The sequence below is a fragment of the Paenibacillus sp. GCM10012306 genome (assembly GCF_042649265.1).
GTDB lineage: Bacteria > Bacillota > Bacilli > Paenibacillales > Paenibacillaceae > Paenibacillus_AQ.
Window position 1 is genome coordinate 457,348 of the sequence record NZ_JBHRYW010000001.1, and the last position, 25,426, is coordinate 482,773.

At 49.6% G+C, this 25,426-nt stretch carries 23 protein-coding genes and 1 other RNA gene; 20 read left to right on the forward strand and 4 right to left on the reverse strand.

The window, feature by feature from the left end; all coding sequences use genetic code 11:
* Positions 1-15 precede the first annotated feature (15 nt).
* From rpoD to rnpB, 5 genes are all read left to right on the forward strand, one after another.
* Positions 16-1,149, forward strand: a complete 1,134-nt coding sequence (gene rpoD, locus ACFORK_RS01970) for an RNA polymerase sigma factor RpoD (protein WP_066364230.1) — start codon at positions 16-18, stop codon at positions 1,147-1,149.
* A 53-nt stretch (positions 1,150-1,202) separates the two neighbouring features.
* Positions 1,203-2,051, forward strand: coding sequence for a hypothetical protein (locus ACFORK_RS01975; RefSeq protein ID WP_379195073.1), 849 nt, complete (start codon positions 1,203-1,205; stop codon positions 2,049-2,051).
* Positions 2,048-2,824 (forward strand): tRNA (adenine(22)-N(1))-methyltransferase, encoded by a 777-nt coding sequence (locus ACFORK_RS01980; protein WP_379195075.1) that lies wholly within the window; start codon positions 2,048-2,050, stop codon positions 2,822-2,824. The genes ACFORK_RS01975 and ACFORK_RS01980 overlap by 4 nt, the downstream gene beginning before the upstream one ends.
* A complete protein-coding gene (locus ACFORK_RS01985) occupies positions 2,800-3,915 on the forward strand; it encodes a Nif3-like dinuclear metal center hexameric protein (RefSeq protein ID WP_379195077.1) in 1,116 nt (371 codons plus the stop codon). The genes ACFORK_RS01980 and ACFORK_RS01985 overlap by 25 nt, the downstream gene beginning before the upstream one ends.
* A 60-nt stretch (positions 3,916-3,975) precedes the next feature.
* Positions 3,976-4,387, forward strand: an RNA gene (gene rnpB / locus ACFORK_RS01990) — RNase P RNA component class A.
* A gap of 133 nt (positions 4,388-4,520) precedes the next feature.
* Here rnpB and ACFORK_RS01995 read toward each other — a convergent pair.
* Positions 4,521-5,738 (reverse strand): aminotransferase-like domain-containing protein, encoded by a 1,218-nt coding sequence (locus ACFORK_RS01995; RefSeq protein ID WP_379195079.1) that lies wholly within the window; start codon positions 5,736-5,738, stop codon positions 4,521-4,523.
* A gap of 94 nt (positions 5,739-5,832) precedes the next feature.
* On the opposite strand from ACFORK_RS01995, the gene pdxR reads away from it, so the two are divergent.
* On the forward strand, positions 5,833-7,293 hold the full coding sequence (gene pdxR / locus ACFORK_RS02000) for a MocR-like pyridoxine biosynthesis transcription factor PdxR (RefSeq protein WP_379195081.1): 1,461 nt from the start codon (positions 5,833-5,835) through the stop codon (positions 7,291-7,293).
* A gap of 79 nt (positions 7,294-7,372) precedes the next feature.
* Here the strand turns inward: pdxR and ACFORK_RS02005 are convergent, their stop codons facing one another.
* Positions 7,373-9,265, reverse strand: coding sequence for a S8 family peptidase (locus ACFORK_RS02005; protein ID WP_379195083.1), 1,893 nt, complete (start codon positions 9,263-9,265; stop codon positions 7,373-7,375).
* A gap of 254 nt (positions 9,266-9,519) precedes the next feature.
* Here ACFORK_RS02005 and ACFORK_RS02010 point away from each other — a divergent pair, with 254 nt between their 5' ends.
* The 12 genes from ACFORK_RS02010 (at position 9,520) to ACFORK_RS02065 (ending at position 20,414) form a co-directional block, all read left to right on the forward strand.
* Positions 9,520-10,017 (forward strand): YpuI family protein, encoded by a 498-nt coding sequence (locus tag ACFORK_RS02010; protein ID WP_379195085.1) that lies wholly within the window; start codon positions 9,520-9,522, stop codon positions 10,015-10,017.
* 116 nt (positions 10,018-10,133) lie between these two features.
* Positions 10,134-10,412 carry a DUF1540 domain-containing protein gene (locus tag ACFORK_RS02015; RefSeq protein WP_379195087.1) on the forward strand — a complete coding sequence of 93 codons (279 nt, stop codon included), beginning with the start codon at positions 10,134-10,136 and terminating at the stop codon, positions 10,410-10,412.
* 11 nt (positions 10,413-10,423) lie between these two features.
* Positions 10,424-10,834, forward strand: a complete 411-nt coding sequence (locus tag ACFORK_RS02020) for a hypothetical protein (protein WP_379195089.1) — start codon at positions 10,424-10,426, stop codon at positions 10,832-10,834.
* Between the two features lie 440 nt (positions 10,835-11,274).
* Positions 11,275-12,003, forward strand: a complete 729-nt coding sequence (locus ACFORK_RS02025) for a transglycosylase SLT domain-containing protein (protein WP_379195091.1) — start codon at positions 11,275-11,277, stop codon at positions 12,001-12,003.
* A 178-nt stretch (positions 12,004-12,181) separates the two neighbouring features.
* Positions 12,182-13,333 carry a cysteine desulfurase family protein gene (locus tag ACFORK_RS02030; RefSeq protein WP_379195093.1) on the forward strand — a complete coding sequence of 384 codons (1,152 nt, stop codon included), beginning with the start codon at positions 12,182-12,184 and terminating at the stop codon, positions 13,331-13,333.
* Between the two features lie 3 nt (positions 13,334-13,336).
* Complete coding sequence (gene thiI / locus ACFORK_RS02035; protein WP_379195095.1) at positions 13,337-14,620, forward strand: tRNA uracil 4-sulfurtransferase ThiI; 1,284 nt, start codon at positions 13,337-13,339, stop codon at positions 14,618-14,620.
* Between the two features lie 98 nt (positions 14,621-14,718).
* Positions 14,719-15,378: a TerC family protein gene (locus ACFORK_RS02040; protein ID WP_379195097.1), complete on the forward strand. Its 660-nt coding sequence runs from the start codon at positions 14,719-14,721 to the stop codon at positions 15,376-15,378.
* Between the two features lie 305 nt (positions 15,379-15,683).
* Positions 15,684-16,196 (forward strand): hypothetical protein, encoded by a 513-nt coding sequence (locus ACFORK_RS02045; protein WP_379195099.1) that lies wholly within the window; start codon positions 15,684-15,686, stop codon positions 16,194-16,196.
* A gap of 221 nt (positions 16,197-16,417) precedes the next feature.
* Positions 16,418-18,259: a translational GTPase TypA gene (typA, locus tag ACFORK_RS02050; RefSeq protein ID WP_379195101.1), complete on the forward strand. Its 1,842-nt coding sequence runs from the start codon at positions 16,418-16,420 to the stop codon at positions 18,257-18,259.
* 145 nt (positions 18,260-18,404) lie between these two features.
* The gene (locus ACFORK_RS02055) at positions 18,405-18,701 is read left to right on the forward strand and encodes a YlaH-like family protein (RefSeq protein WP_379195103.1); all 297 of its coding nucleotides are present in this window, start codon (positions 18,405-18,407) and stop codon (positions 18,699-18,701) included.
* An 83-nt stretch (positions 18,702-18,784) separates the two neighbouring features.
* Positions 18,785-19,882 (forward strand): LCP family protein, encoded by a 1,098-nt coding sequence (locus ACFORK_RS02060; protein WP_379195105.1) that lies wholly within the window; start codon positions 18,785-18,787, stop codon positions 19,880-19,882.
* 76 nt (positions 19,883-19,958) lie between these two features.
* On the forward strand, positions 19,959-20,414 hold the full coding sequence (locus ACFORK_RS02065) for a PNPOx family protein (protein ID WP_379195108.1): 456 nt from the start codon (positions 19,959-19,961) through the stop codon (positions 20,412-20,414).
* Positions 20,415-20,447: 33 nt separating this feature from the next.
* Here ACFORK_RS02065 and ACFORK_RS02070 read toward each other — a convergent pair whose 3' ends face one another.
* Positions 20,448-21,020 carry a YhcN/YlaJ family sporulation lipoprotein gene (locus tag ACFORK_RS02070; protein WP_379195110.1) on the reverse strand — a complete coding sequence of 191 codons (573 nt, stop codon included), beginning with the start codon at positions 21,018-21,020 and terminating at the stop codon, positions 20,448-20,450.
* A 105-nt stretch (positions 21,021-21,125) separates the two neighbouring features.
* On the opposite strand from ACFORK_RS02070, the gene ACFORK_RS02075 reads away from it, so the two are divergent.
* Positions 21,126-22,457 (forward strand): PhoH family protein, encoded by a 1,332-nt coding sequence (locus ACFORK_RS02075; RefSeq protein ID WP_379195112.1) that lies wholly within the window; start codon positions 21,126-21,128, stop codon positions 22,455-22,457.
* Positions 22,458-23,012: 555 nt separating this feature from the next.
* Entirely contained in the window at positions 23,013-24,236 is a 1,224-nt protein-coding gene (locus ACFORK_RS02080; protein WP_379195114.1) for an ABC transporter substrate-binding protein, read from the forward strand.
* Here the strand turns inward: ACFORK_RS02080 and ACFORK_RS02085 are convergent.
* Complete coding sequence (locus ACFORK_RS02085) at positions 24,228-25,334, reverse strand: coiled-coil domain-containing protein (RefSeq protein ID WP_379195116.1); 1,107 nt, start codon at positions 25,332-25,334, stop codon at positions 24,228-24,230. The genes ACFORK_RS02080 and ACFORK_RS02085 overlap by 9 nt on opposite strands.
* Between the last annotated feature and the right edge of the window lie 92 nt (positions 25,335-25,426).

The following is a 25,426-nucleotide window of genomic DNA, read 5'->3' on the forward strand; positions in this document are numbered from 1 at the left end:
GGAGGGAGTCGAATTATGGCGAACGATCAGCATACTGAACTCGAAGCGGAATTTACTTTGGATCAGGTTAAGGATCAACTTATTGAACATGGCAAGAAAAGATCATCACTGAATTACAAAGATATCATGGAGAAATTATCGCCGTTTGATCAAGACCCCGAGCAAATGGAAGAGTTCTATGAGCAGCTTAGCGATTTGGGGATTGAAGTTGTGAACGAGAATGACGAAGAGGTTACGACTCTTCGACAAAGTGAGGACAACGAAGGCAGCGATAATGACGACTTCAGCTTCGATGATGATCTGTCATTGCCTCCGGGCATCAAGATCAATGATCCTGTGCGGATGTATTTGAAAGAAATCGGCCGTGTTCCCCTGTTGTCGGCAGACGACGAAGTGGAGCTTGCCATGCGGATCAAGAACGGCGATGAAGAAGCCAAACGCCGTCTTGCAGAAGCGAACCTGCGGCTCGTAGTCAGCATCGCGAAGCGTTATGTAGGCCGTGGCATGTTGTTCCTGGATTTGATTCAGGAGGGCAACATGGGTCTGATCAAAGCGGTGGAGAAGTTCGACCACAACAAAGGCTTCAAATTCAGTACGTATGCCACTTGGTGGATTCGTCAGGCGATCACCCGTGCGATTGCGGACCAGGCCAGAACGATCCGTATTCCAGTGCACATGGTAGAGACGATCAACAAATTGATCCGTGTCTCCCGCCAACTGCTGCAGGAGCTTGGACGTGAACCTTCGCCAGAAGAAATTGCAGCGGAAATGGAATTAACGGTAGAAAAGGTAAGAGAAATCATGAAGATTGCCCAAGAGCCGGTATCGCTGGAAACACCGATCGGTGAAGAGGATGATTCTCACCTGGGCGATTTCATTGAGGATCAGGAAGCGTTGGCCCCTGCGGATGCGGCGGCTTACGAACTGCTGAAGGAACAGCTGGAGGATGTACTGGACACGCTCACCGAGCGTGAAGAGAACGTGCTTCGTCTGCGTTTTGGCCTGGATGATGGCCGGACGAGAACACTGGAGGAGGTTGGCAAGGTCTTCGGCGTAACCCGGGAACGGATTCGTCAGATTGAAGCCAAGGCGCTTAGAAAATTGCGTCACCCTAGCCGTAGTAAACGGCTGAAGGATTTCCTCGAATAGGATGTATGAACTGGACCTTCTGCTGCTCAGTGGCAGGAGGTTCTTTTCGTTTAATGGACGGAGAGAGGGATGAGCCGGTGAATTTGGAGAAACGCGACACGATCTTGAAAGAAATTCAGTATTGGCGAAAGAGCCGACTGCTACCGGAGCAATACTGTGATTTCTTGACTAACCTGTATGACGACGAAACTGCGGTCAAGGACAGCAACCCGATCTCGCTGCAAAATCTGCAGCAGGGCAGCATCAAAATATGGTTGTTTGGTTTTGGCATTATTTCCTTGTTTTTCTTGATTAGTATATATTTTAGCGTTTTTCCTTGGCCTTTGCAAATCGCAACCGTCCTGTCTGTCTTGGTTGTCTGCTATGGATATGCAGCAATTTACACAAAGCGAAACCGGACGATCAGCCTGCTGCTGGCAGGAGTCGGGAGCATGCTGACCTTGGGATTCGGGCTGTGGCTCATTTCGCTGCATGATCTTGATCCGGGCTTCTGGCGGCCAATTCTTATTGGAACCTGTGGTTTGCTCTGGTGTGTGCTTGGCTTTGTCCTTCGTATCGGGCTATTGCAATACTGCGGTTATGCCTTCTGGGCGCTGCTGTATGGCAGCTTCTTCGGCGGGATGCGTCCGGATGCTTCGATTTTTGAGCTGGAACTGCTCTGGCTCCCGTTGTGTGTGCTGATGATCTGGCTGAGCTGGTTGCTGCATTACCGGGTAAGTGGAGTTGCCGGTGTTTACTTTGCAGTGGGAGCCACGCTCTGGCTTCTGCCAGAGCTGGATGCGCTTCTATTGCGCCATAATTATCCGCAGTGGATTGCCTTTTTACTATTAGCGAAGATTGCTGCAGAGCTGGCGTTGTTGTTTCTTTTCCGAAAAAAATGGATTGCGTGGGTGGCTACATGAACAATACTAAATTATCTGAACGGCTTCAGCTGGTGCTGGAGCAGATTCCGCAGGGCAGCCGGCTGGCCGATATTGGCTCCGATCATGCGCTGCTGCCTGTAGCGGCTTTGGAGAGCGGACGTGCTGTGTTTGCTGTCGCAGGAGAGGTCAATGAGGGACCTTTTGAAGCTGCACGCAGAGGCGTGGCGGAAGCTGGCAAAGGAAAGGTGATCTCAGTTCGCCGCGGAGATGGCCTGGAGGTGCTGGAGCCCGGCGAGGTGGACAGTATCTCTATCGCCGGTATGGGGGGATCGCTGATTGCGGCGATTCTGGACCGGGGGCGGCAGCAAGGGAAGCTGGAAGGCGTGACTACGCTGTCGCTTCAACCGAATGTTGGCGAAGATAACCTTCGCCGTTGGTTGCTGGAGCACGGCTGGGTGCTCACTGCTGAGCACATTCTAGAGGAAGACGGCAAGATCTATGAGGTCTTGACCGCGGTGCCGGAAGCTGCGGGAACCCTTACCAATGCTGAGGTGTACAGCGATCTGAAACTGGCGGGCGGCGAAGTTGTCTGCAGCAAGGAAAGATTGATTCAGATGGGGCCTTGGCTGCTGAGATCGCCGAATGATGTGTTTTTTGATAAATGGCAGGGTGAGATTCGGAAGCTGGAAAGCATTTTGGCCTCGCTGTCTCGCTCCGAGCTGGCTTCTGCAGAGTACAAGCGGAAAGTCGTTACAGGACAGATCAAGGAAATCACGGAGGTGCTGGAATGCTTGCGAAAGGACAGACTGTAGTTCAGTATATGGAGCAGCTTGCCCCAAAGCATATCGCTGAGGATTGGGATAAGGTTGGGCTGCAGCTGGGCACTTTGCAGAAGGAGATTACCGGGATTCTGGTTGCACTGGATGTGAATGAGGAGATTGTGGAGGAAGCCATTTCCCTGGGCTGTAATCTAATCATTGCCCACCATGCGATTATTTTCCGTCCCTTGCAGGGTATTCTTACCGATACGCCAGCTGGTCGACTGTATGAGAAGCTCATCAAGAATGATATCGCTGTGTACATTAGCCATACGAATCTGGATGTGGCCGAAGGCGGAATGAATGACTGGATGGCGGAAGCACTCGGCATCGAGAACAGTGCACCGATTAAGGATATTCATTCGGAGCAGTTGTCCAAGCTAGTTGTGTTTGTTCCGAAGGATCATCATCAGAAGGTACTGGATGCCATTCTGAACGCAGGTGCGGGCTCAATTGGCAACTACAGTCACTGTAGCTTCAATATTGAGGGATACGGCACTTTTCTGCCTGGTGAAGGAACAGAGCCCTATATTGGGGAGCCGGGTAAAATGCAGCGTGCTGAGGAAATGCGTATTGAGACGATAGTGCCGCAGGGAATTCGCAACAAAGTGGTGCAGGCCATGCTGAAGGCGCATCCGTATGAAGAAGTGGCCTATGATCTGTATCAGATGGATCTGAAGGGCCGCAGCCTTGGTCTGGGCCGAGTAGGGAAGCTTAAAGAAGCTACGACCCTCGGAGACTTCGTGGAAACTGTCAAACAGGGACTGAAGGTGGATAAGGTGCGTGTGGTTGGCGATCTCGATCGTCCGATCCGCAAGGCTGCCGTTTTGGGCGGTTCCGGGGCTAAGTACTACAACAGTGCAATTTTCCGTGGAGCGGACGTGCTGGTTACTGGAGATATTGATTACCACACAGCTCAGGATGCGCTGCTGGCAGGTATTACTCTGATTGATCCCGGGCATAACGCGGAGAAAATCATGAAGGAGAAAGTTGCGGAGTGGATGACCCAGAAGCTTACCGAAGGGCGCTATGAGACAGTAGTCCATGCTTCGCAGGTGAATACAGAGCCATTCAATTTTCTATAATTCCAAACAATTACACTTGTGCAGGCTGACTTAAGTCTGTATAATATAAATGTTGTTCGGAAAGTTTGACAGACAATCGCCGGCGGCGCAAGCCGCGGGAGGAAAGTCCGGGCTCCATAAGGCAGGGTGCTGGATAACGTCCAGTCGGCGCGAGCCGAAGGATAGTGCCACAGAAATGGACCGCCGATGGCCGTCTTCGGACGGCACAGGCAAGGATGGAACCGAGGTGTAAGAGACCCCGAGGAACACTGGTGACTTTGTTCCTGGTAAACCCCATCTGGAGCAAGACCTAATGAGACGCAGCATCATTCCTCGCGGAAAGAAGCAGCCTTCGCCTGAGGCGCGTCTAGGTTGGTCGCTGGAGCTGTGCAGTAATGTACGGCCTAGATAGATGATTGTCGCTTATGGTGGGAGGGTAGTTCCCGTATGAACCACGAAGAGCACAGAACCCGGCTTACGGCAAACTTTCCTAACTGGCAACGTTATGTATGATTTTTTTCAATCGTTCGATGAACAGCATAGATCAAACGGCGGCGTGTATCCGGTTATCCGGGTAACGCCGCCGTTTTTTGTTTTTTATAAAATAATTTCGGTAAACCCGCACGCTATATGATGGCAGTCTCATGTTCGCGCCACTGCACAATGGCTCTCATCAGGCGCTGAACGCCCTCCTGAACAAGCTGCGGTGGCGTATGGGTGAAATTCAGGCGCATCGTATTCTTCTCTGGATGGGAGGGATAGAACACCTCGCCGGGAACAAAAGCGACACCATGTTCCATGGCTATCGGCAGTAGCTTGGTTGTATCGATTTCGGCTGGTAGTGTCAGCCAAAGAAACATGCCTCCCAAAGGCTCACGGAAGCTCAATCCTTCCATCCCCTGAGCCAGAAGCTCCTGGGATAACAGCTTCATCCGAGCATGATATTCACGGGAGACGCTAGCGATGTGACGCTCGATATCGAACGTCTGCAGCAGCCTGTGCAATGCCCGCTGATCGATTGCGCTGGAATGCAGATCGGCTGTCTGTTTGGCCTTGGCAACCATTCTGACAATTGCAGGGTCAGCGACAATCCAGCCTGTGCGCAGAGCAGGGGCGACAATTTTGGAAAAGGTGCCTGTATAGATGACGCAATGTTCTTTATTGCTGCTTCGGTCGATGGCCGCTAGTGTGGGCGGAATACTGCCAGGATCACTGGTGAATCTTAGTTCCCCATAGGGATTATCCTCCAGAATCAGAGTGCCGTAACGTTGACACAGCTCTACAATCTTCAGGCGGCGTTCCTTGCTCCACGTAGCCCCCGAGGGATTATTAAAGGTGGGGACGGTGTACAGCAGCTTCGGCTTCAGCCTCCGCAGCTTTTCCTCCAGGTCTTCAGGTATCATCCCCTCACTGTCATGGTCCACAATATGGATGTCAGCACGGTAGAAGTTCAGTGATTGCAATGCAGCGAGATAGGTAGGTGTTTCGACGAGCACGGCATCGCCGGGGTCTAGCAGAATCCTACTGATCAGATCAATCGCCTGCTGAGAGCCTGTAGTTAAAATAATCTCATCACTGGATACGGGAATGCCCTGATGGGCAAGTCTTTCGGCAATTTGTTCGCGCAGGGGAGTGAAGCCCTCGGTGATCCCGTACTGTAGAGCAGAACCATTGCCTGACAACACCTGATTGTAGGCTGTCTGGACCGCTTCTACCGGGAATAGCTCTTCTGCGGGCAATCCACCCGCAAGCGAGATAACATCTGTACCTTGTGTAACTTTCAGGATTTCTCGAACAACTGACGATCCTATATTTTGAGCCGCTGCAGAGTACTGGATATTCATAAGATTGCTCCCCGCCTTCTTGGTTTGATGGTATCATAACGGCATGGGAGTATAACAGTAAAGGTCCGAATATAACAGTTGGGGGCTAACCGGTATGCACATAGAACTGAAGCGTGGCAGCAGCCAATCCCTACCTCAGCAAATCTGTGAGAGATTAGGGCAGCGGATCTCCTCCGGTCTTCTACCCCGCGGAGCACGTCTGCCCTCCGTACGTGAACTTGCCTTATCACTGAAGGTCAGCCAGGTAACCGTGAGCAAGGCTTATACAGAGCTTGAGAAGAAGGGAAGTATCCTCTGTATTCAGGGAAAGGGTTGCTTTGTTACAGATACGGAGGAGCATGAGGGAGCTGGGGAAGTAGGCGGTTGGCAGGGACGTTATGATGATTATTTGCCAAGAGCGCAGCTCTGGCGTAATTTCAATGAGTCTGAAGCGGACTATTCATTTCATCTGGCTTCATTGCACCGTGAACTGCTGCCGCTGAAATCTATTGGCAGTACCATGGCTGCTCTTGTGTCGGAACAGCCTGAATTAATGGCGTCCTACGGAAATTTCCAAGGTGATCTGGAACTGCGGGAGGTCATGCGGCGGCATCTGCGGAAGCGAGGGATGACGCTGGTATCTTCCGGGCTGATGATTACAAGCGGCTCACAGCAGGGCATTGATCTCGTGGCCCGCACCTTTGTCGGACCGGGAGATGTCGTTTATCTCGAAGATCCGAGCTATACAGGAGCGATTGATGTTTTTGCCGGACGCGGGGCAGAGATGATCTTTGTGCCGATGGACCGGGAAGGGATGAGAGTAGATATACTGACTTCTCTATGTGACGAGCGGCCCCCGAAGCTGATCTATACCAACCCGACCTTTCAAAATCCGAGCGGGGTTACGATGAGCATGCGAAGAAGACAGCAGCTGCTGGAGTTGGCTCGCAGCTACCGCTGTCTTATTGTTGAAGATGATCCGTTCAGTGATCTATATTTCCGCGACCCGCCACCGCCTTCCATCAAGTCGATGGACACAGATGGTCATGTCGTGTATTTGAAAAGCTTCAGTAAGGTACTGGCTCCCGGCTGCCGAATCGCCTGTGTCGCCGCCGAAGGTGACATTCTGTCGAGGCTGATTGCTGCCAAATCCGCCAGCGATCTCGGCAGTCCGCTTCTGACCCAGCGAGCCGTACTGCCGTTCATAGCAGACAGCTATGAACGATATGCCGCCGGGCTTCGCATCGGTTTAAGGGAGCGGATGGAGAGTGCAGGGAGACTGCTGAGGCAACATGCGCCCTCCGGCGTTCGCTGGACTCTGCCGGAGGGCGGACTTAATGTATGGCTGGAACTACCGGCTACACTTCAGATCGACAAATTGCACACACTTGCTGAGCAGGAGAGTATTTCATTCCTGCCTGGTGATGTCTGCCGTGCCGGAGACGGCAGCTCGAGCCATATTCGGCTTTGTTATGCACAAATGGATAAGGCTCGTATGGAGCAGGGACTGAAGCTATTTTTGGAGCTGCTGTCCAGGTACATGGCCTCTGAGTTAACGGATGGCAAGATCCAGTAAAAGTGTCTCAGGCATAGGCTCGACCGTTTATCACTAATCAAGGTGGCAAGTTTGGTATTCGGCTCTGCGTTTCCTTGTATCAAGGCTTGACGCCCATTCGCTGCTTCAACTGGTTCAGTTGTTGCCGAACATGCTGCGGCCAGAGTTGCAGCGGAACGGTATTGCCGGAGGCTGCCTGCAGAGTCTTGTAAATATCGACCTGGCCCCAGCCGTAATATTTATCATGACCCGGGGTGCCGAGGTCGATTGCATTTTTCATCAACAGATCCATGACTTCCTGATTGCTCAGATCGGGGTTCAGAGATCGAACCAATGCCGCTACCGCCGCTACATGGGGACTTGCCATCGATGTACCTGATAGCGCCGCATATTGGCTGTTCGGGTATGTGCTGGCAATGCTTTCACCAGGAGCAGCAACGTCCACATAATCACCATAATTGGAGAAAGACGCCCGTTGATGTGATGCGTTAGTGGCTGCTACAGCCAACACTTCCGGATAGGCGGCGGGATATCCCGGTCGCTCCGTATTATCGTTGCCCGAGGCTGAGACTAGGACTACATCCCGGTCGTAGGCGTATTTAACGGCATCGTGCAAAAATTGGGAGTCAGCGTAATTGCCGAGGCTGAGGTTAATCACCTTGGCCCCATTGTCAGCGGCCCAGATGATACCTTCAGCAACTGAGTAGGTGGTTCCCGCTCCAGAGTTATCGAGTGCTTTGACCGGCAAAATCTTGTTGTACCAGCTAATCCCCGCCACACCCTCGTTATTGTTAACCACAGCTCCGATAATGCCCGTAACATGTGTTCCATGACCTACATCATCATCCGGGGTAGAGCCCTTTGTCACGGCATTATAGCCCGGTAAAAGTTTGCCTTGTAGATCGGGATGGCTAGCCTGCACACCTGTATCCACGACACCGACAATGACATCCTTGCTGCCTTTGGTCAAATTCCAGCCCTGTCCTGTCTCAATCGCCGGTAAATTCCACTGGTAAGTGGAGTAAAGCAAGTCGTTGGGCGTAATGACCTCGGGATTTGTTTCAGAGACGGTATCATTCGTTAAATATAGATAGTGTGGCTCCGTATACTCTGGATGCCATTTTTTATCGAAATACGATTTGAGTTGAAAAAAGCTCATCTTCTCCGAGCGGAAAATATAAGCATAGCCCAACTTGCGCGGTTCTTTGCCGTTGATGTCAGCGACAATGGTCTGAAGCTGTCCTTGAGTGGGATGGCCGTTCGGGAAGCGTACTACAATCTCGTTCTCATAAAAATGGCTGGCATTCTGATTGTCGTGTCCGGTCTTGACGGTCAGTTCGCCAAGGGTATCGGTATGCACGGATTCCACACGGAATTTTCCTTCTTTGGGATAAGGAATGAGGCGAAGATTCTTGATCTGATGATCAGCAACTTTGCCCAGCACTTTCTGATTAATTAGCGCAATCACACCGATGCTCCCGTCCTTGTCACGTTGGCCCATAAAATAATATTTTTCCTTGCCAACTGCAAAAGTCGGGGATTCGTAGGACTGGTGATTTCTTAAGCCCGACTTGGCAAGCTTCTGGTACTTCTGTAGGACTTTATTCTCCTGAGCGCTAGCCTGGGGAAGGGAAGATTTGAAGGTGGTGGTCTTGTTCGTACGGAAATCTATCCATGTCAGCATGGCAAAATGCCCGTGTTCCTGCTTAAGGTGCTCTGCATACACTGAAACATCCTTCAAGGAAGCTCCATGTGCCTTGTTGAGCAAGACTGTCAGGTGCCGGCTGACATCCACCCGGTTCAACCGATCTGTTGCCGTGACATCTTGCGAAAGGGTTGTTTTCTTTAGCGCTTTCTCCTGTTTGGGCCCAGGAACTGAGGCTTGTCTGAGTGGTGTGCTTCCCTTTTCTGCCGGTCGTAGGGCGAAGGTCAACAGAACAACGGCAACAATGGCGGTCAGCAGACCGGCGATTTTTAAATTTTTTCGTGACATGTTTTCCGTTCCTCCATGGCTTTGTAGTCTCCATAGATTGAGAAACGGAAGCCTGTTTTATGCATTGCAGAAAAGGGATACCGCAGGCTCGTTTTTTATGATAATATCAGAAGCAAGAAAAGCCTAGGATTGAATTCCTGAACTTGTAGGATTAAACAACGGAACATAATAACTCATGAAACTTGAAATGTGAACAGCGTAAATTGAACGTAAGCGACGGCAAGAGTAAGGAATAATAAGGGGGAGCAACCGCCATGTCAGCAGCTAATGTGCAGAAATTATGTGAAACGACGAGAGAAAAGCTTAAAATCGCAATCGATAAAATGGAGCTGTTCCTGAACCAGCACGCATTACCGCAGCTTGTTACCGAGCAGGATGAGGAAACCGTGCATTTCTATGAAGGGTTTCTGTCCGATCTGCGTCATGTGCTGGTATTCTCCGAGATGTCATATGAGAAGCTGGGAGTTGCTTTGCGCCGTGCCACATTTGATGAGTCATTTGCGCAGAAAGCGCTTTATAATGTCTACCATTATGGCGTGAACAACTTCTTCTATCCCAAGAATGAAAGCTACTCCGAAGATGGTCGTTATGCCTATACTGGGCAGGATGCTATCCGTTTCCGCAAGAAGCCCGTACGTCCAGCCCGGGATATCATTCTGGACATTACCAAATTGTATGAAGAACTGCGCGACGATCTGATTTACTATGAGAATGATTATTTGACCGAGAAGCGCATGCAAAACCAGGTATAGTTTTATCCACAATGTTACTTAGGATCAGTAACCCAGTTCAGGGTTGCTGATCCTTTTTTATGTATAAAAAGGTGGCTAAGGGTAGGGTAGCGTAGTTCGGGAATCAACTGGAAGTGGTGAATTGGATAGCAGAATGCTCGCTCGGACATAATGAAGCCGAGGTGATGATGATGCCAAGCAATCAAAAGCCGTTCGTAAAGTGCAGTGTCAGCAATTGTCATTATTGGGGAGAAAGCAATATTTGCAGGGCCGAAGAAATCATCATTGAAATTGACAAGCACTCAGGAAGTCATTTTAAAGAAGAATTCGCTGAAGAACTGATTCATGGTGATCATAAAGATCATGCCAATACCTCATCTGCAACCTGTTGCCTGACTTTCAAGCCGAACTCTTAGGAGGCCCGCTCATGGATAACTATGATAACGAACACGAACGGTCGGAGGAGACCTCTGAGCGCAAAAAAGTCATTCTGCGTCCTCGCAGAGTCGATTATCCGCGCCGGGAACGCGAACATCGTGAAGAGTATGCTGCTGAAGTAAGCCCTGTTCCAACGCAACTACGAAATGCCACAGTCAAGGATAGAATCGCAGACGATGAACTGGACGGAACAGACAGTGGAAGTCGTGCGATGGGCTACACAGGTCTGGCCTTCGGAATCGCGTCTTTGTTCATCTGGTCGATTGTGTTGGGGCCGGCAGCCGCAGTACTGGGTTATTTTGCTTACGCCAGAGGTCAAAAGACAACAGGCGCGTGGGCTATGGGACTCGGGATTGTTGCTGCGCTGAGTTACTTTGTTATGACCCCATTTGCACGCTGACAAGTGCTGGTGAAAAGCGGAAATATCGACATCGAAACAGGCTTCTAGACCTAAATATCCGGGTCTGAAGTCTGTTTTTCGATGCCCCATATAGCAAACATTGCAATAAAAATGTAAGATTAAGGCGTATTTTAAAAGTGGAATGTAAGAGTTCAACATAGAGAATATATAAGATGAACAAAAGAAAGTAACGAAGAGAGAAGAGGAACGAAGGGGGAAGTTTGGAACTGTAGGAGCGAAGCGTTCGTCTGAAAGCTTTCTGTAGGAAAGCTCGCGTCGGAAGCATAAGCTTCCCAGATTTCAACCGCTAATAGCGGTTATAAAGAAGAAATCTGGGAACAACAACGGCCGGAAGTCCAAACATTCCACCGTAGTGACGATCGAGCCTTAAGTTCGGATCTTAAGTTCGTCTTATATAGCTAAAAGAAAGGAATGTCAGCATGGGGATTAATCCGGTACAAGCCAACGGGGCTGGTCAATTGAAATGGGTCAATCTGAAGACAGGTGCAGTGACAGGGCCTTCAGACAAGGTGAAGGTGAAGGTGAAGGATACCCCGAGTACCCCGGTTGAGGGAAAATCATCAGCTGTATTCTCGGCGATGCTGCAGGAGGGTACCTCGCAGAGAGATTCGCTGAAGAGTCTTGATACCGCTTCGGCTCTGGCCGATATGGCCGCTGCCAGCCCACTTCTCTGGCAGAATCTCGGCGCACAGACATCGGGAAGCATTTCCGGGGAAATAACGGGAACTAAGCCCACCGATTACGAAGAGCTTATTCAGACGGCAAGCGCTAAGTACGGTGTACCGGTCGATCTGATCAAAGCTGTAATTGATACGGAGTCCTCTTTTAATCCCAATGTGGTATCCTCCGCTGGAGCCAAGGGATTGATGCAGCTGATGGATGGCACGGCCAGTGGGCTTGGGGTATCCAACCCATTTGATCCGGCACAAAGCATTGACGGGGGCGTACGGTATTTGTCGTATCAGCTTCAGCGGTTCGGCGGGGAAGAAAGAATGGCGCTCGCGGCCTATAATGCCGGTCCGGGCCGGGTAACGAAACTTGGTGTCAGTAATGATCAGGAGTTGATGGCCAATCTTTCTCAGCTTCCTAAAGAGACTCAGGACTATATCTACAAAATAGAACGCGCCCGCGCACAATACGCGGTATAATAAAAAGGATCAAACGGGATTTCCTCCCTGGGCTAGATGCCCGGGCAGCCCGCTTGATCCTTTTCTCTGTATCAGGGGAGGGTAGGCTTGCAGCTTGCTGATGAAAGGAAGACTTTTTGAACAAGCTCATATAGTGTAGAATCAGAAGACTGTACGAAATAAAGGAGACTAACGATATATGCTTTACTGGGATTATGCCGCCGCTGCCCCGCCTTATGAAGAGGTGGTCCAGACGATGGAACAAATCATGAAGCTCCACTATGCGAATCCTTCCTCCCTGCACAAAGCGGGCATGGAGGCGGGGAGACTGGTTAGACGAGCGCGGGAAGTCAGTGCTGCGGCCATTGGAGTCAAGCCAGAGGAGATCCTCTTCACATCAGGAGCCACGGAAAGTAATAACCTTGCTATTAAGGGCGCTGCTCTCCAATACGAGAGTCGAGGCCGTCATTTGGTGACTACAGAGCTGGAGCATCCGTCTGTCTATGAGAGCTGTCTGCAGCTGCAGCAGCGGGGATGGGAGATCACCTTTATCGCTCCTGATGCCAGCGGTGTCGTGAATCCGGCTGCTGTTGCTGCCGCTGTGCGCAAGGATACGGTGCTGGTCAGCGTCATGCATGTTAATAATGAGATTGGTACGATTCAGCCCTTGAAGGAGATCGGGGCGCTGGTGAAATCGGCTAATCCCCGGACGCTATTTCATGTGGATGGGGTACAGGGCTTCGGGAAGCTTCCGGTAGAACTGGATACATGGAAGGCAGATCTGTACAGCCTATCCCCTCATAAAATTCGCGGTCCGCGCGGTGCGGGCCTGCTCTATGTTAAGCAAGGTGTTGCGCTTGCCCCACTGCTGACCGGTGGTTCCCATGAAGAGGGGCTGCGGGCTGGAACAGAGAATGTTCCGGCAATTGTGGCTTCCGCCAAAGCTGTGCGAATGAGTGGGGAAGGGCGACATCAATTATATGATCAGCTTGTGCCGCTGCGTGACAGATTGCTGCATTTTCTGCGCGGGATTCCGGAATTTGTCGTGAACAGCGGGGAGGAGGGTGCGCCTCATATTGTGCATTTTTCCTACCCTGGCATGAAGGGGGAGGTCATGGCTCGCAAGCTGGAAGAGCTGGGCATGGCAGTATCCACCCGTTCGGCCTGTTCTTCCCGACTAGCTGAGCCGAGCCGTGTGCTGTTGTCGATGGGACGGTCTGCTCAGGAAGCACTGGGCGGCATTCGGATTAGCTTCGGTGACAGGCATACGCTTGAGGATGTTGCAGCCTTGGAAAAGGCGTTAATCAAAGCGGTACAGGATTTGAAGATTGCAGAAGGAGGCGTGAAATAAATCATGAGTGCCAACAATGAAGTCCAACCGAATTCAGGCAGCAGCATTGACTACGCCGATATGCTGCTTTTACGTTTCGGAGAGTTTACATTAAAGGGCAAAAACCGTGCTCGGTTTGAACGGACGGTACTGCGCCATGTTAAAGAAATCATCAAGCCGTATCCCGGTATTGTACTCAGTAAAGAATTCGGACGTATCTATGCTGAGCTGAATGGAGAGCCTGCTGCCGAAGTAGCCAATGTCCTGAAAAATGTATTCGGGATCGCCTCCGTCAGTCCGGTGAAATGTGCTCCTTCGGAGCTGGAACAGATTGTGGCAGTAAGCCGCGAATTACTGGAGAGACTGGCCCCTGAGCCTGGTACGACCTTCAAGGTCAATGCCCGGCGGGTATGGAAAGACTTCCCGTACGGCTCTATTGAGATGAACAAACTGGTGTCCACTCCGTTGTTGCAAGGATATTCCGGCCTGAAAGTGGATGTCAAATCCCCACAGCTGGAGATACGAATAGAGATCCGTCAGAACCATACGTATATTTTCTGTGAAAATATTGAGGGAGTTGGCGGTTTTCCACTGGGTACCAATGGTAAGGCTCTGTTATTGCTGTCAGGTGGCATCGATAGCCCGGTAGCCGCGTGGTCCTCCATGCGCAGAGGGCTGGAGGTCGAATGCATTCATTTTTACAGCTATCCCTATACCAGTGAGCTGGCCCGGCAAAAGGTCGTTGACCTAACGCGCGTTCTCTCCAGATATGCAGGGGTAATCAAGCTGCATCTGGTGCCGTTCACAGCAGTCCAGACCTCTTTCACTGGAATCGGACAGGATAATCTGATCGTGACGCTGATGCGCCGGGCCATGCTGAGGATTGCCACCGGTATTGCTGAACGGGAGGGAGCACTGGCACTGGTAACGGGCGATAGCCTCGGACAGGTCGCCAGCCAGACATTGCCGAGCATGAACGTGATCGGACGCGCTACACAGCTCCCGTTGCTTCGCCCACTTGTTATGATGGACAAGAGTGAAATTGTGGAGATATCCAAGCAAATCGGGACCTATGACTTGTCCATTCTTCCTTACGAAGATTGCTGCACCTTGTTCGTTCCGAAATCGCCGACCACCAATCCCAACCTGCGGATTGTCGAGAAGATCGAAGCGACGCTTCCTGGTTATACGGCACTGCTGGATGAAGCTGTGGCTGCTACCGAGACCATTGAGATCACTCCATACGGGGACGAGAAGCCGACAGAGGTCGTGAGTGTGGAAGCTGAATTGCAAGAGGAATGGTTCTAACAGCCCTCATATATCTCCTCTGAAAAACGGGGCAGCAAGCATAGCTTGTCACTTTCGGACATACATGTAATTACATGTAGTTCGAGGGGGCTAAAAGTATGGATTCAATAGTGCTGCTGGGTGAAATATTAATGGTCAATCTGGTGCTTAGCGGAGATAACGCGATGGTAATTGCACTGGCTAGCAAGGACCTTCCAGAGCATCATCGCAAAATGGCGGTGTGGTGGGGAGCGGCCGGGGCAGTGCTCCTGCGTTGTCTTCTGACCTTTGCCGCAGTATTGCTGCTCAAAATTCCTTTTATCCAAGCGGGCGGCGGATTTTTGCTGCTGTGGATTTCCTTTAAACTACTGGTGGAGGAAGAGAACACGCTGCGGATAGCCGGAGTGTCTACGATTTGGAAATCGATTCGGACGATTCTTCTGGCCGATTTCATTATGAGCCTTGATAATGTACTAGCCATTGCAGGGTTAGCCAAAGGAGATCTGTCGCTGATTGTGATTGGTATTGCGCTTAGCATCCCGATAGTTGTCTGGGGCAGTGGAATTATTGTGAATTTGCTGCACCGTTATCCATTGCTGGTCTTCATCGGAGCCTATATTTTGGCTTATACTGCGGGGGATATGCTGCTGCAGGATGGCAAATTAGGCCCGCTGGTTTCTTTGGCCCTGCCGTCGCTACATTCCTCGCTTCCACTTGTCCTGGGCATTGTAGTGGTGGTAACGGGAGCGCTCAAACGGCGTACGGCCAAAATCGTTTAAAACAAGCCCACAAGGGTGGCCTCCGAAAGAGGCCATCTTTTTTTGAAATATAAGAATGTATATGTTTTACGCTATAAATCATTCTTATATTTCTCGCTGGAGCAGATACCGCCCCTTAAAGGATGGCAAAGCCGATCAACTTGGGTTAGAAAATGTGGTAACCTGTCCATAATGAGAAGAGATAGAAGAATGTGGTGTTTTGACCCGTTTTCAGCTAAAATGAAAGTGAATTCTGTCGTAATTCGGAGCCGATAGGCCCGTTAGAAACAGGAAGTGATGTTGAACCATGAAGGGATGGATGAGAGATGTCTTCCAAAAATGATATGAAGCTTGGGATTTTCATTGCCGCTGCCGGCATCGTGATTTTATTCGGGAAGCTGGGAGTCTTCGGATTTTTGGGGCGGGCGCTCTGGCCCCTCGTGATTCTGCTTCCGGGCCTTATCCTGTATGTATTGTTCTTTAACCGCCAGGTGTCCGCATCCTTGCTGATTCCTGCAGGAGTTCTGACAGTGTACGGCATTCTGTTCGGACTTTGTAATATCTGGGGCTGGAGTCTAATGAGACATTTGTGGCCACTATTACTGATTGGTATTGCGTTAGGTCTATATCAATATTCGCTCTATTCTCCTTACCGGAGCAGGGGGCTTGCAGTTGGTTCCGCTGTAGTTGGCTTGCTCAGTCTTGTCTTGTTGGTGTTCAGCTTACTTGGAACAGGATTCCTCTATGTACTTGGTGCTGTTCTGGTCCTGGCGGGTCTCTGGTTGATTGCCGGGCGCGGCAAATCACGGGGCGGGAAGAAATGGAATCGTGGCTGGTAGCCTGCGTTTGCACAAACAAGCATATAAATAGGAAAAATTTAAGCGAAAACGAGTGTGTTTTTTTCATAAAAAGACTTGCTTTTCATGGTGCTTTCACTATAAAATTAATGTTATGATAAAGCGTCGGCTTTCCGCCAGGCGCTTCTTTTGTGAGATTGTCGAGACGTGCTCAGAATTTGAACAGATTTAATTTGATAAATGAGAGGATTTGGATACAAATCATGCATTCAAGAAAAGACATTCGCAACATTGCGATTATTGCCCACGTTGACCATGGTAAAACAACATTGGTTGACCAGCTTCTGCAGCAGTCTGGTATTTTCAGTGCCCACGAGACCCTTCAAGAACGCGCTATGGACTCCAACGATCTGGAGCGTGAACGCGGAATTACGATCCTTGCCAAAAATACTGCAATTACCTATAAAGATTACTTGATCAACATTGTAGATACACCTGGACACGCCGACTTCGGCGGTGAGGTTGAACGGATTATGAAGATGGTTGACGGCGTATTGCTCGTTGTTGACGCTTATGAAGGTTGTATGCCACAAACGAAGTTCGTATTGCGTAAAGCATTGGAACAGAATCTGAAACCAATCGTGGTTGTGAATAAAATCGACCGTCCGGCTGCCCGCCCTGCGGAAGTTATTGACGAAGTGCTCGATCTATTCATCGAGCTTGAAGCCAATGACGAGCAGCTGGAATTCCCTGTAGTGTATGCTTCCGGATTGAACGGTACTTCAAGCCTTAACGTAGAGAAGCAAGATGATAACATGCTTGCACTGTACGAAACGATCGTTGAGAAGATTCCTGCTCCAACAGAAAGCGTTGAAGAGCCGCTGCAATTCTTGGTGACTCTGATGGACTACAACGAATATCTTGGTCGTATTGCCATTGGCCGTGTTAACCGTGGTGTGGTTAAACAAGGTCAGCCTATTACAGTCATTACACGTGACGGTAAGAGCAAGTCTGCACGGGTTGAGAAATTGTTCGGATTCCAAGGTCTGAAGCGGATTGAGACTGAAGAAGCTGGCGCCGGTGATATCGTAGCGATTGCTGGTATCAAGGATATCAACATCGGTGAGACGATCGCTGATCCTGCACATCCAGAGGCATTGCCTGTCCTGAAGATTGACGAGCCGACCATGCAAATGACGTTCCTCGTTAACAACAGTCCGTTTGCTGGTAAAGAAGGCAAATGGGTAACTTCCCGCAAACTGCGTGAGCGTCTGATGAAAGAACTGGAGACAGATGTCAGTCTGCGCGTACTTGAAACAGATAGCCCGGATGCGTTCGTAGTATCGGGACGCGGTGAGCTTCACCTCGGTATCCTGATCGAGAACATGCGTCGTGAGGGTTATGAATTGCAAGTATCCAAGCCTGAGGTTATTGTTAAGGAAGTCGATGGTGTTAAAATGGAGCCGCTTGAGCGCCTGATGATCGACGTACCGGAAGACAGCATGGGTTCTGTTATGGAAAGTCTGGGAACTCGTAAAGCTGAGATGGTGAACATGATCAACAACGGCACTGGACAGGTTCGTCTGGAATTCTTGATTCCTGCACGTGGTCTGATCGGTTACAACACACACTTCCTTACATTGACACGCGGTTACGGTGTAATGAACCATGCATTCGACAGCTATGCACCGTTGATTGGTGGTCAAGTAGGTGGACGTCACCAAGGCGTACTGGTATCCACTGAGACCGGAACTTCCACGTTCTACGGAATGATGGGTGTTGAAGACCGTGGTATCCTGTTCCTGGAGCCAGGAACCGACATTTATGAAGGTATGATCGTTGGCGAGCATACCCGCGATAATGATATTGTCGTGAATATTTGTAAGGAAAAAGCATTGACTAACGTTCGTTCCGCAACGAAGGACGATACTGTAAAAATGAAAACGCCACGGATGTTCTCACTTGAACAGGCGCTTGAATATTTGAATGATGATGAGTATTGCGAAATCACGCCGAAATCGGTGCGTCTGCGCAAGAAAATTCTTAACAAGAGCGAGCGCGAGCGCGCAGAAAAACAACGTAAACAAGCTCAAGCGAGCGTGTAAGTAATAAACCAATAAGCCGTCGGAACAAGTTTCCGGCGGCTTATTTTTTTCACAGAGGGATACATACAGGTAATTATGAGGTTAAAATGATGGACTGATGATATAATGTAAGCGTAACTATATTCGGGAGGGGTGTACTAAAGCTATGCAAACCTGGTTCGCTGATCATCCTGTTATTGCTTATATTGTTATTTTTGTTTTGCTCACTTTTGTTTACAATCAGGTGTTCCGAGTGAATCAAAAGCTCTCCATCGGCAAGGAAATTGCTCTCTACATTATGATGGCGCTGGGTTCCGGGATGCTCCTTATTTTTCAACACGACAAGCTCCCAATAATTCAATGTCTGCTTGTAGCTGTCAGTTTAATGCTGCTTGTCCGGGTACGATATTTTGTCGAAGCAAGGCAGAAGAGGAAGGCAGCTGGCGGGGTGAAACGCTCCTAGTCCGCAACTTTTTACTATTGAAATCGTCTATATATACATTATTAGCCTGTACTACAATGAAATGAAAAGGAATTTATTCAATTATGACACGCAACAATAATGAACTACCCCCGAGAAGATCAGCGGGGAATCCAAGCACTAGACCTGAGAACGGCAGGACGCAGCCTGCCACAGCACCTCCTAGAAAGAGGGGCAAAAAGAAAGCTAAGAAGAGAGGGTTTTGGGCCAGACTGGGTAGGGTACTCCTTGTTATTCTGATCGTAGCCATTGTTGGTGGTCTCGGTTATGGAGGCTATCTCTATTGGAAGCTGGAGCACGGGATTCTGGATACCGGTATAGACAAGCCAGTTCCGCCTGAGCAATCTGCCACCGTCAAGCCGTTGACCATACTGCTTCTTGGAACCGACAGTCGACCGCAGCATGAATCTTTTCTGACAGATGTTATTATGGTGGCATCGCTGAACCCGGAGACCAAATCAGCCACGGTAGTGTCGCTCCCGCGTGATACTTATGTGGAGCTGGACGGATACAAGAAAACGAAGATCAATGAGTTCTATACACGTTTCAAGAGCAAGGAAAAGACCTCTGGCGTCTCTGCTGAGGAAGAAATGAAGACCATGATGGGTAAGTACCTGAATGTGAAGGTGGACTATGTGACGGTTCTCGATTTTCAGGGCTTCCGTGATATCGTCGACACACTTGGCGGCGTTAAAGTGAATGTCAGTGCGGATATGTGCTATAAGGATAATGCAGACGGAACCAATATTAATCTGAAAAAAGGTCCGGCTGAGCTGAACGGTGATCACGCTCTTGATTATGTTCGATATCGCAAATCCAATTGCAAGCCCAAAACTAAGGGCTCGGATGACTTCGACCGCAACAGACGCCAAAATGAAGTGCTAAACGCCTTGATCGATCAGGTTCAGTCGTTTGGCGGTGTCATGAAGATTGGCAGCATGCTGGACGCTGTGAATGACAACATGAAGACTGATGTTGAAAATAGTCAGCTGAAGGATTTGATCGCTACTTATTGGAACATTTCCAAGCAGCATGTAGAGTTCAAGCCTGTAACCGGAACATGGAAAAGTCCATATGTATATATTAATGAGACAGAGCTTGAGACGGCGAGGCAGAGTCTTCATAACCGGATCGCTGGTGTTAGCCAAGGCGATAATAACTAAAATTGAATGCAAGTTTCTTACTATGCTATAATATACTCAATTGAATGCACTTTTGCGTCATAGGGGGCCTGTACTCATGTCCGAAGCCGTTGCTCAACTTAATGAATCCCTACTTTCGATGCTGCAATCCGAGACGTTTGTTCTGCTAAACACTGTCGATGCTGAAACATCGGGTCCTACGTCCACGGCCATTTCGTGGATTTATGCAGTGAGCCCTTCTGTGCTAAGGATCGCAGTGGATCATCGTTCACGGCTGGTGAACAATATGAAGGTTAACCCTATGGTTACAATTACTGTGTTCGGTGAGAGCACGGTTTATGCCATCAACGGACGTGCTGCGGTCAGGCAGGATCGTCTTGACGATGTGCCTTTTAATATTTGCTGTTTTGATGTTGAAATTGAAGCGGTGCGTAACGCGCTTTTTTATGGTGCGAAGCTGGACTCCGCTCCACGATATGTAAAAGTATATGATCAGCGTGCAGCGGAGAAGTTGGACGGACAAGTATTTGCTGCTATGCAAAAAGCCCGGTGAGGTCATCACTGGGCTTTTTTTGTCTAACTTTGTTTATTGTTTTCTGGGCTTGGTGTCTTCCGGGATTTGCGGAATAATCCGTCCGACAATATCTGCCATCTCTGAAGCGAATCCTGACACAGGACGGCCTTTGGAGATATGGTGACTCAGTTCGGCAAGTCTGCTGGAAAGGTCCATATCGGCAGTGACCAGAGCGTTAACGCTTCGCGGATCTTTGCGGATGGCTTCAGCCACGGAATACTTGATACTTCCGACCCGCGATCTGCTAAGCGAGCCTTTGACGTCAAGTCCAACAATCGCCGTCTTACCCATAACTACACAGTGTGCGCCATCTACACCAGGTACTCTTTTAGCCAACTGCTCTAAGTGATCCTTGAGTGCAATCTCGTTTCCCGCTCTGGTCGTATGAGTGACTCCGGCCGATGATGCGGTTGGAAGAGGGACGGCGGTGGCGTTATTAGCCAGCTTTCGAACTTCGTGGCCCCCTTTGTTGCTTACAGCTTGAGCCGACTGTTTATCCTGAGGAGAGGGTGATGTCTTCTTATTAGCGATACCGCAGCTTGTCAGCAGCAGCAGTACCAGCAACAGACACATTGATTTTCTCATATGTGCTTACTCCTTTCGGTCAAAGATTAGTTCTGGGATTATCTTTTCCCGTGACGGAAAGAGTTATGTATGACCAATCAAACCAGGCGCTGTGGAGGGGATAACATGAAAAAAATATTTGTACTGGATACCAACGTGCTGTTGCACGACCCCAATTCGATTTTTTCTTTCAAGGAGCATGAAGTCATCATTCCTGCAGTTGTATTGGAAGAAATCGACTCCAAGAAGCGCAATGCCGATGAAATTGGCCGTAACGCCCGCACCGTGTCCCGTCTGCTGGACGGACTCCGGGAACTGGGCCACCTGCACAGCGGAGTGGAACTGGAACATGGAGGAATGCTGAAGGTAGAACTGAATCACCGCAGCTTCGTGAAGGTTCAGGAGATGTTCGGTGAGGTATCGAACGACAACCGGATTTTGGCGGTTGCGCTCAATTATTTAATTGAAGAGAATGAGAAGCCTGATCCGCGTCCTGTGGTGCTGGTCAGCAAAGATGTTTTGGTACGGATTAAGGCAGATGTGCTTGGTGTAACGCCTGAGGATTATTTGTCAGACCGTACCGGAGATATAAATGAACTGTATACCGGCTATCAGTCGTTGCATGTGCATCCTTCATTAATTGATGAATATTACAGCAATCGATATTTGTCCATCAAACAGTTGGGGCTGTCCTACCGTCTGTATCCTAATGAATTCGTGATTCTCAAGGATGAGATTGGTAGCGGAAAATCAGCATTGCTCAGAGTGAATAGTGATGCTTCTCGCCTGGAGCCGCTGTATCTTGGGAACGATGCCGTCTGGGGCATCAGTGCCCGTAATGCCCAGCAGCGTATGGCGCTGGAATTGCTGTTGAATGACGACATTCCGCTGGTAACTATTACCGGTAAGGCGGGAACAGGCAAAACACTACTTGCACTTGCCGCCGGACTGTTCAAGGTGGAGGATGAGCATAAATACAAAAAACTGCTGATCGCCCGCCCGGTCGTACCGATGGGCAAAGACATCGGATACTTGCCTGGTGAGAAGGAGGAGAAGCTCCGGCCGTGGATGCAGCCGATTTATGATAATCTCGAGTTTCTGTTCGACACGAAGAAATCTGGGGATATTGACAAAATTCTGATGGGACTTGGCAGTATCCAGGTCGAAGCGTTGACTTATATCCGCGGCCGCTCGATCCCTTCACAGTTCATTATTATCGATGAAGCGCAGAACCTCTCCCGTCATGAGGTGAAGACCATCGTCTCCCGGGCCGGGGAGGGAAGTAAAGTAATTCTTATGGGCGACCCGGAGCAGATCGATCACCCGTATCTGGATGCAGCGAGTAACGGACTCAGCTATATTGTGGAAAAATTCAAACAGCAAGGCATTAGCGGCCATATTACATTGGAAAAAGGCGAGCGTTCCCGCCTGGCTCAGCTGGCCGCCGATCTTCTGTAACAGCTCATTTGCCCTAATCATCATTGTTGTCCTAAGTCACTATACCGCTCTATTCATCCTAAAAATGGTTCTAAGCGCTCCAACTGCTCTAGCAGCATAATTCTACCTTTAATTGCTTTAAGTCTCTCTAATCCGCTCTAATCCGCTCTGAAACCTATGTTTTACCGCCGGGAGTTAAATCACTCCCGGCTTTTTGCTGCCCCGCCGCATGAAAGGCGCGGGGATATGCCTTTTGGTGATCTGGGTAAGTGGAATGAAAGTTTGGAACTGGAGAAGCGCAGCGCTCGCCTAAAAGCTTTCCATAGGAAAGCTCGCATCGGAAGCATAGGCTATTCTCGGATTCCAACCGCTTAGCGGTTAATTCCATCAGGAATCCGAGAATAACAGCGATCGGAAGTCCAAACCTTTCATGCAACGACCCACAGGATCACCACCCCCACATTTCCGTCGACTTTCATCTTATAATAGAAAGAGAACGTTTTCACATAGTGCAGACAAGGGGGAAAGGGTCTGGTAGAATAGGGGGGGAGAAAGTGCCCCGGGAGGAGAATTATCGTGCGGATACGCAAAAACTACTGGCTGTTGTTTGCCATTCTGCTGCTTTCGTTGACAAGTCTGTCGCCGAGCATGCAGGTTAATACGGGCAATGGCTCGCTTGAAGTCAATAGACGGCAGAATCCCTCTGCCTTTCCGAATTCGAGCAAGGTCGGAACAGTGGATAGTCTGCACATTACCGTAGCTCTCAGCCCTGCGGAATTTACTGAACTAAAGGCGCTGAGCAGCAGCTATTCGTTGTCCAGCGGCGTTAAAATAGACTTGAAGAATATAGAGACGGCAAATGCAGAGGAAGTTCTGCTGAAGGATTTAACCGTCGGTGATAGTCCCGATATTATCATGACCGATGGGCGAAAGATTCTCGATCTGGCCAAACACGGCTATCTGCTTCCTATTGATATATATAGAAGTGTTCCGGGCAGTGCACCGCTTACCCGGCTAATCCCGCAAATGCAGTGGAATGGCTATGACTGGGGAGTGCCGCTGGATATTGATCCTTATGTACTGGTGTATTCCCCGCAGCGGCTGGCTGAACTTGGAATGCCTTCATTGCCGCGAAATATGAATGAGTGGAACCTCATGTTGGAAAATCTCCGTAAAGAGCCTGGCAAATATCTGCTCGCGCTGGATACCCGAACTCCATACGGATTTGCAGCTGTACTGGAGTCGATGGGAACCAGCATGATCTCCGTTAAACCGGAGACGCTGAATTGGATGCAGGAAGCGCTGGGGAATTTTTATTTGAGCAACGAACCGGACCCTAAGATCTGGGGGGGAATTCAGGATGGCAATATTGCCATTGCAGCTGTTCCGTTCTCGGAATGGCAAAGGTATGGGAATGCTTCCTTGAAGGCTGAAGGACTGCTTGGTGTGCATAGCACGGGTGGAATTGAGAGCATCTACAGCCGCTCGTTTGCTTTGCCAGCGCAATCAGAACACCCCGAAGAAGCGGTGAAATGGCTTGCTTTTATCACTGGAACGGCTTCGCAGTTGGATTGGCTAAATGCAACAGGGGGGCTACCTGCGCTAGATGAAATTTACCGTTCCGGGTCACCATCGGGTGTAACCCTGCCGTTCGATTCGCAGCTGCTGTTGGCAGAAGAAGCCGCCCCCGATGATGAACCGGAAGGCGGCTGGAAGACGATGTCCGAAGCGGTTTCCTTATTTTTAAAAGGCAAGCTGAATGCTGCAGAGCTCCAGAAACAGCTTCAGACATCAGAATGAGACGACAAGCTTGACCTGAAGCAGCCCGTCCTTGCTCTCGACTTCGGTTGCCCGCAGGAAAGAGACGATTTTGGCCGGATAGAAGCCTAAGTCGAATTCTTTTTCCAATGCTTTATTGGTAGTGTCCGGCAGCTCAAGTCCGTTAAAGATAATTTTGTCGACATGGAACAACATCGCATTGACCGGTTCATTCTGGATTGTATAGTGTCCGGTCAGAGCCAGCGATAGCTTGCCGCTTTTCCCCGAAGCTGTCACGGAGCTTTCATTGAAGTGAAAAGCAAAATCGCTGAACAGATTACTCTGCGATTGTAGAAAATCATTGAGATCCTCTTCCTTAAGACTTAGTTGATAAGTCATCCCCTGCCGGGTAAGCAAATCTTTATGGTTCTGGACAAAGTCTGGCAGATTGTTCATCGCGGATGATAATGCTTTAAAGTAGGTCTTTACTTCATGTAGCCCGATATTCTCCCAATATAATGAGAACTCTTTCAGGAGTGCATTCATACTTTCCGGATCACTGCTGCTTCGAATTCCCCCTTCAATTTCCTTGTGAAGAGCCGCTACCCTGATTTTTTGCTCCTCAAGCGCGCTTTTGAGCGTTGCTAGCTCCTGTGAATTTCGCTGTGCAGCCTGAAGCGTCACTTTTAACTTCTTATATTGATTCTCATACTGCGATAATATATCGCGGTCCCGCCCGATGATAATTTCATAGTAATCCCACAACATTAGCACTCTGCTGATACTTTTGGCAGACAGAAAGGCTTCTAATAATCCGTCACGATCTCCCATATAATAAGAACGAATAATTGCACCAGCGCGTTCCTGCTGATCGGCTATCGCCGACTTTTGTTCGGCCGCCTGGGTTTCTAGCTCAGCCACTTTCTTCTCGAGAACAGCCTGTTCACCACTAATCCGGTCGATTTCTTTCTCAATCTCGGCAGAGGACAAGGTCTGCTCCAGCAGCTTGCGAGTTTCTTCATTATCAGTATCGAAAGCGGGCGGAGAAGCGATAGTACCGACAGGGTCGGCAGACAGATATGCGGAGGGAACTAGTGGCAGGAGTGCGCAGCAGAATAATATGAGTATGGCTGCAATCATACGGCGAATAGAAGGACGGGAGAGCACCACACCACCACCTTTGCTTGGATAAATAGTTCAGGAGCAGAAATACCAATATTAATAATGATATG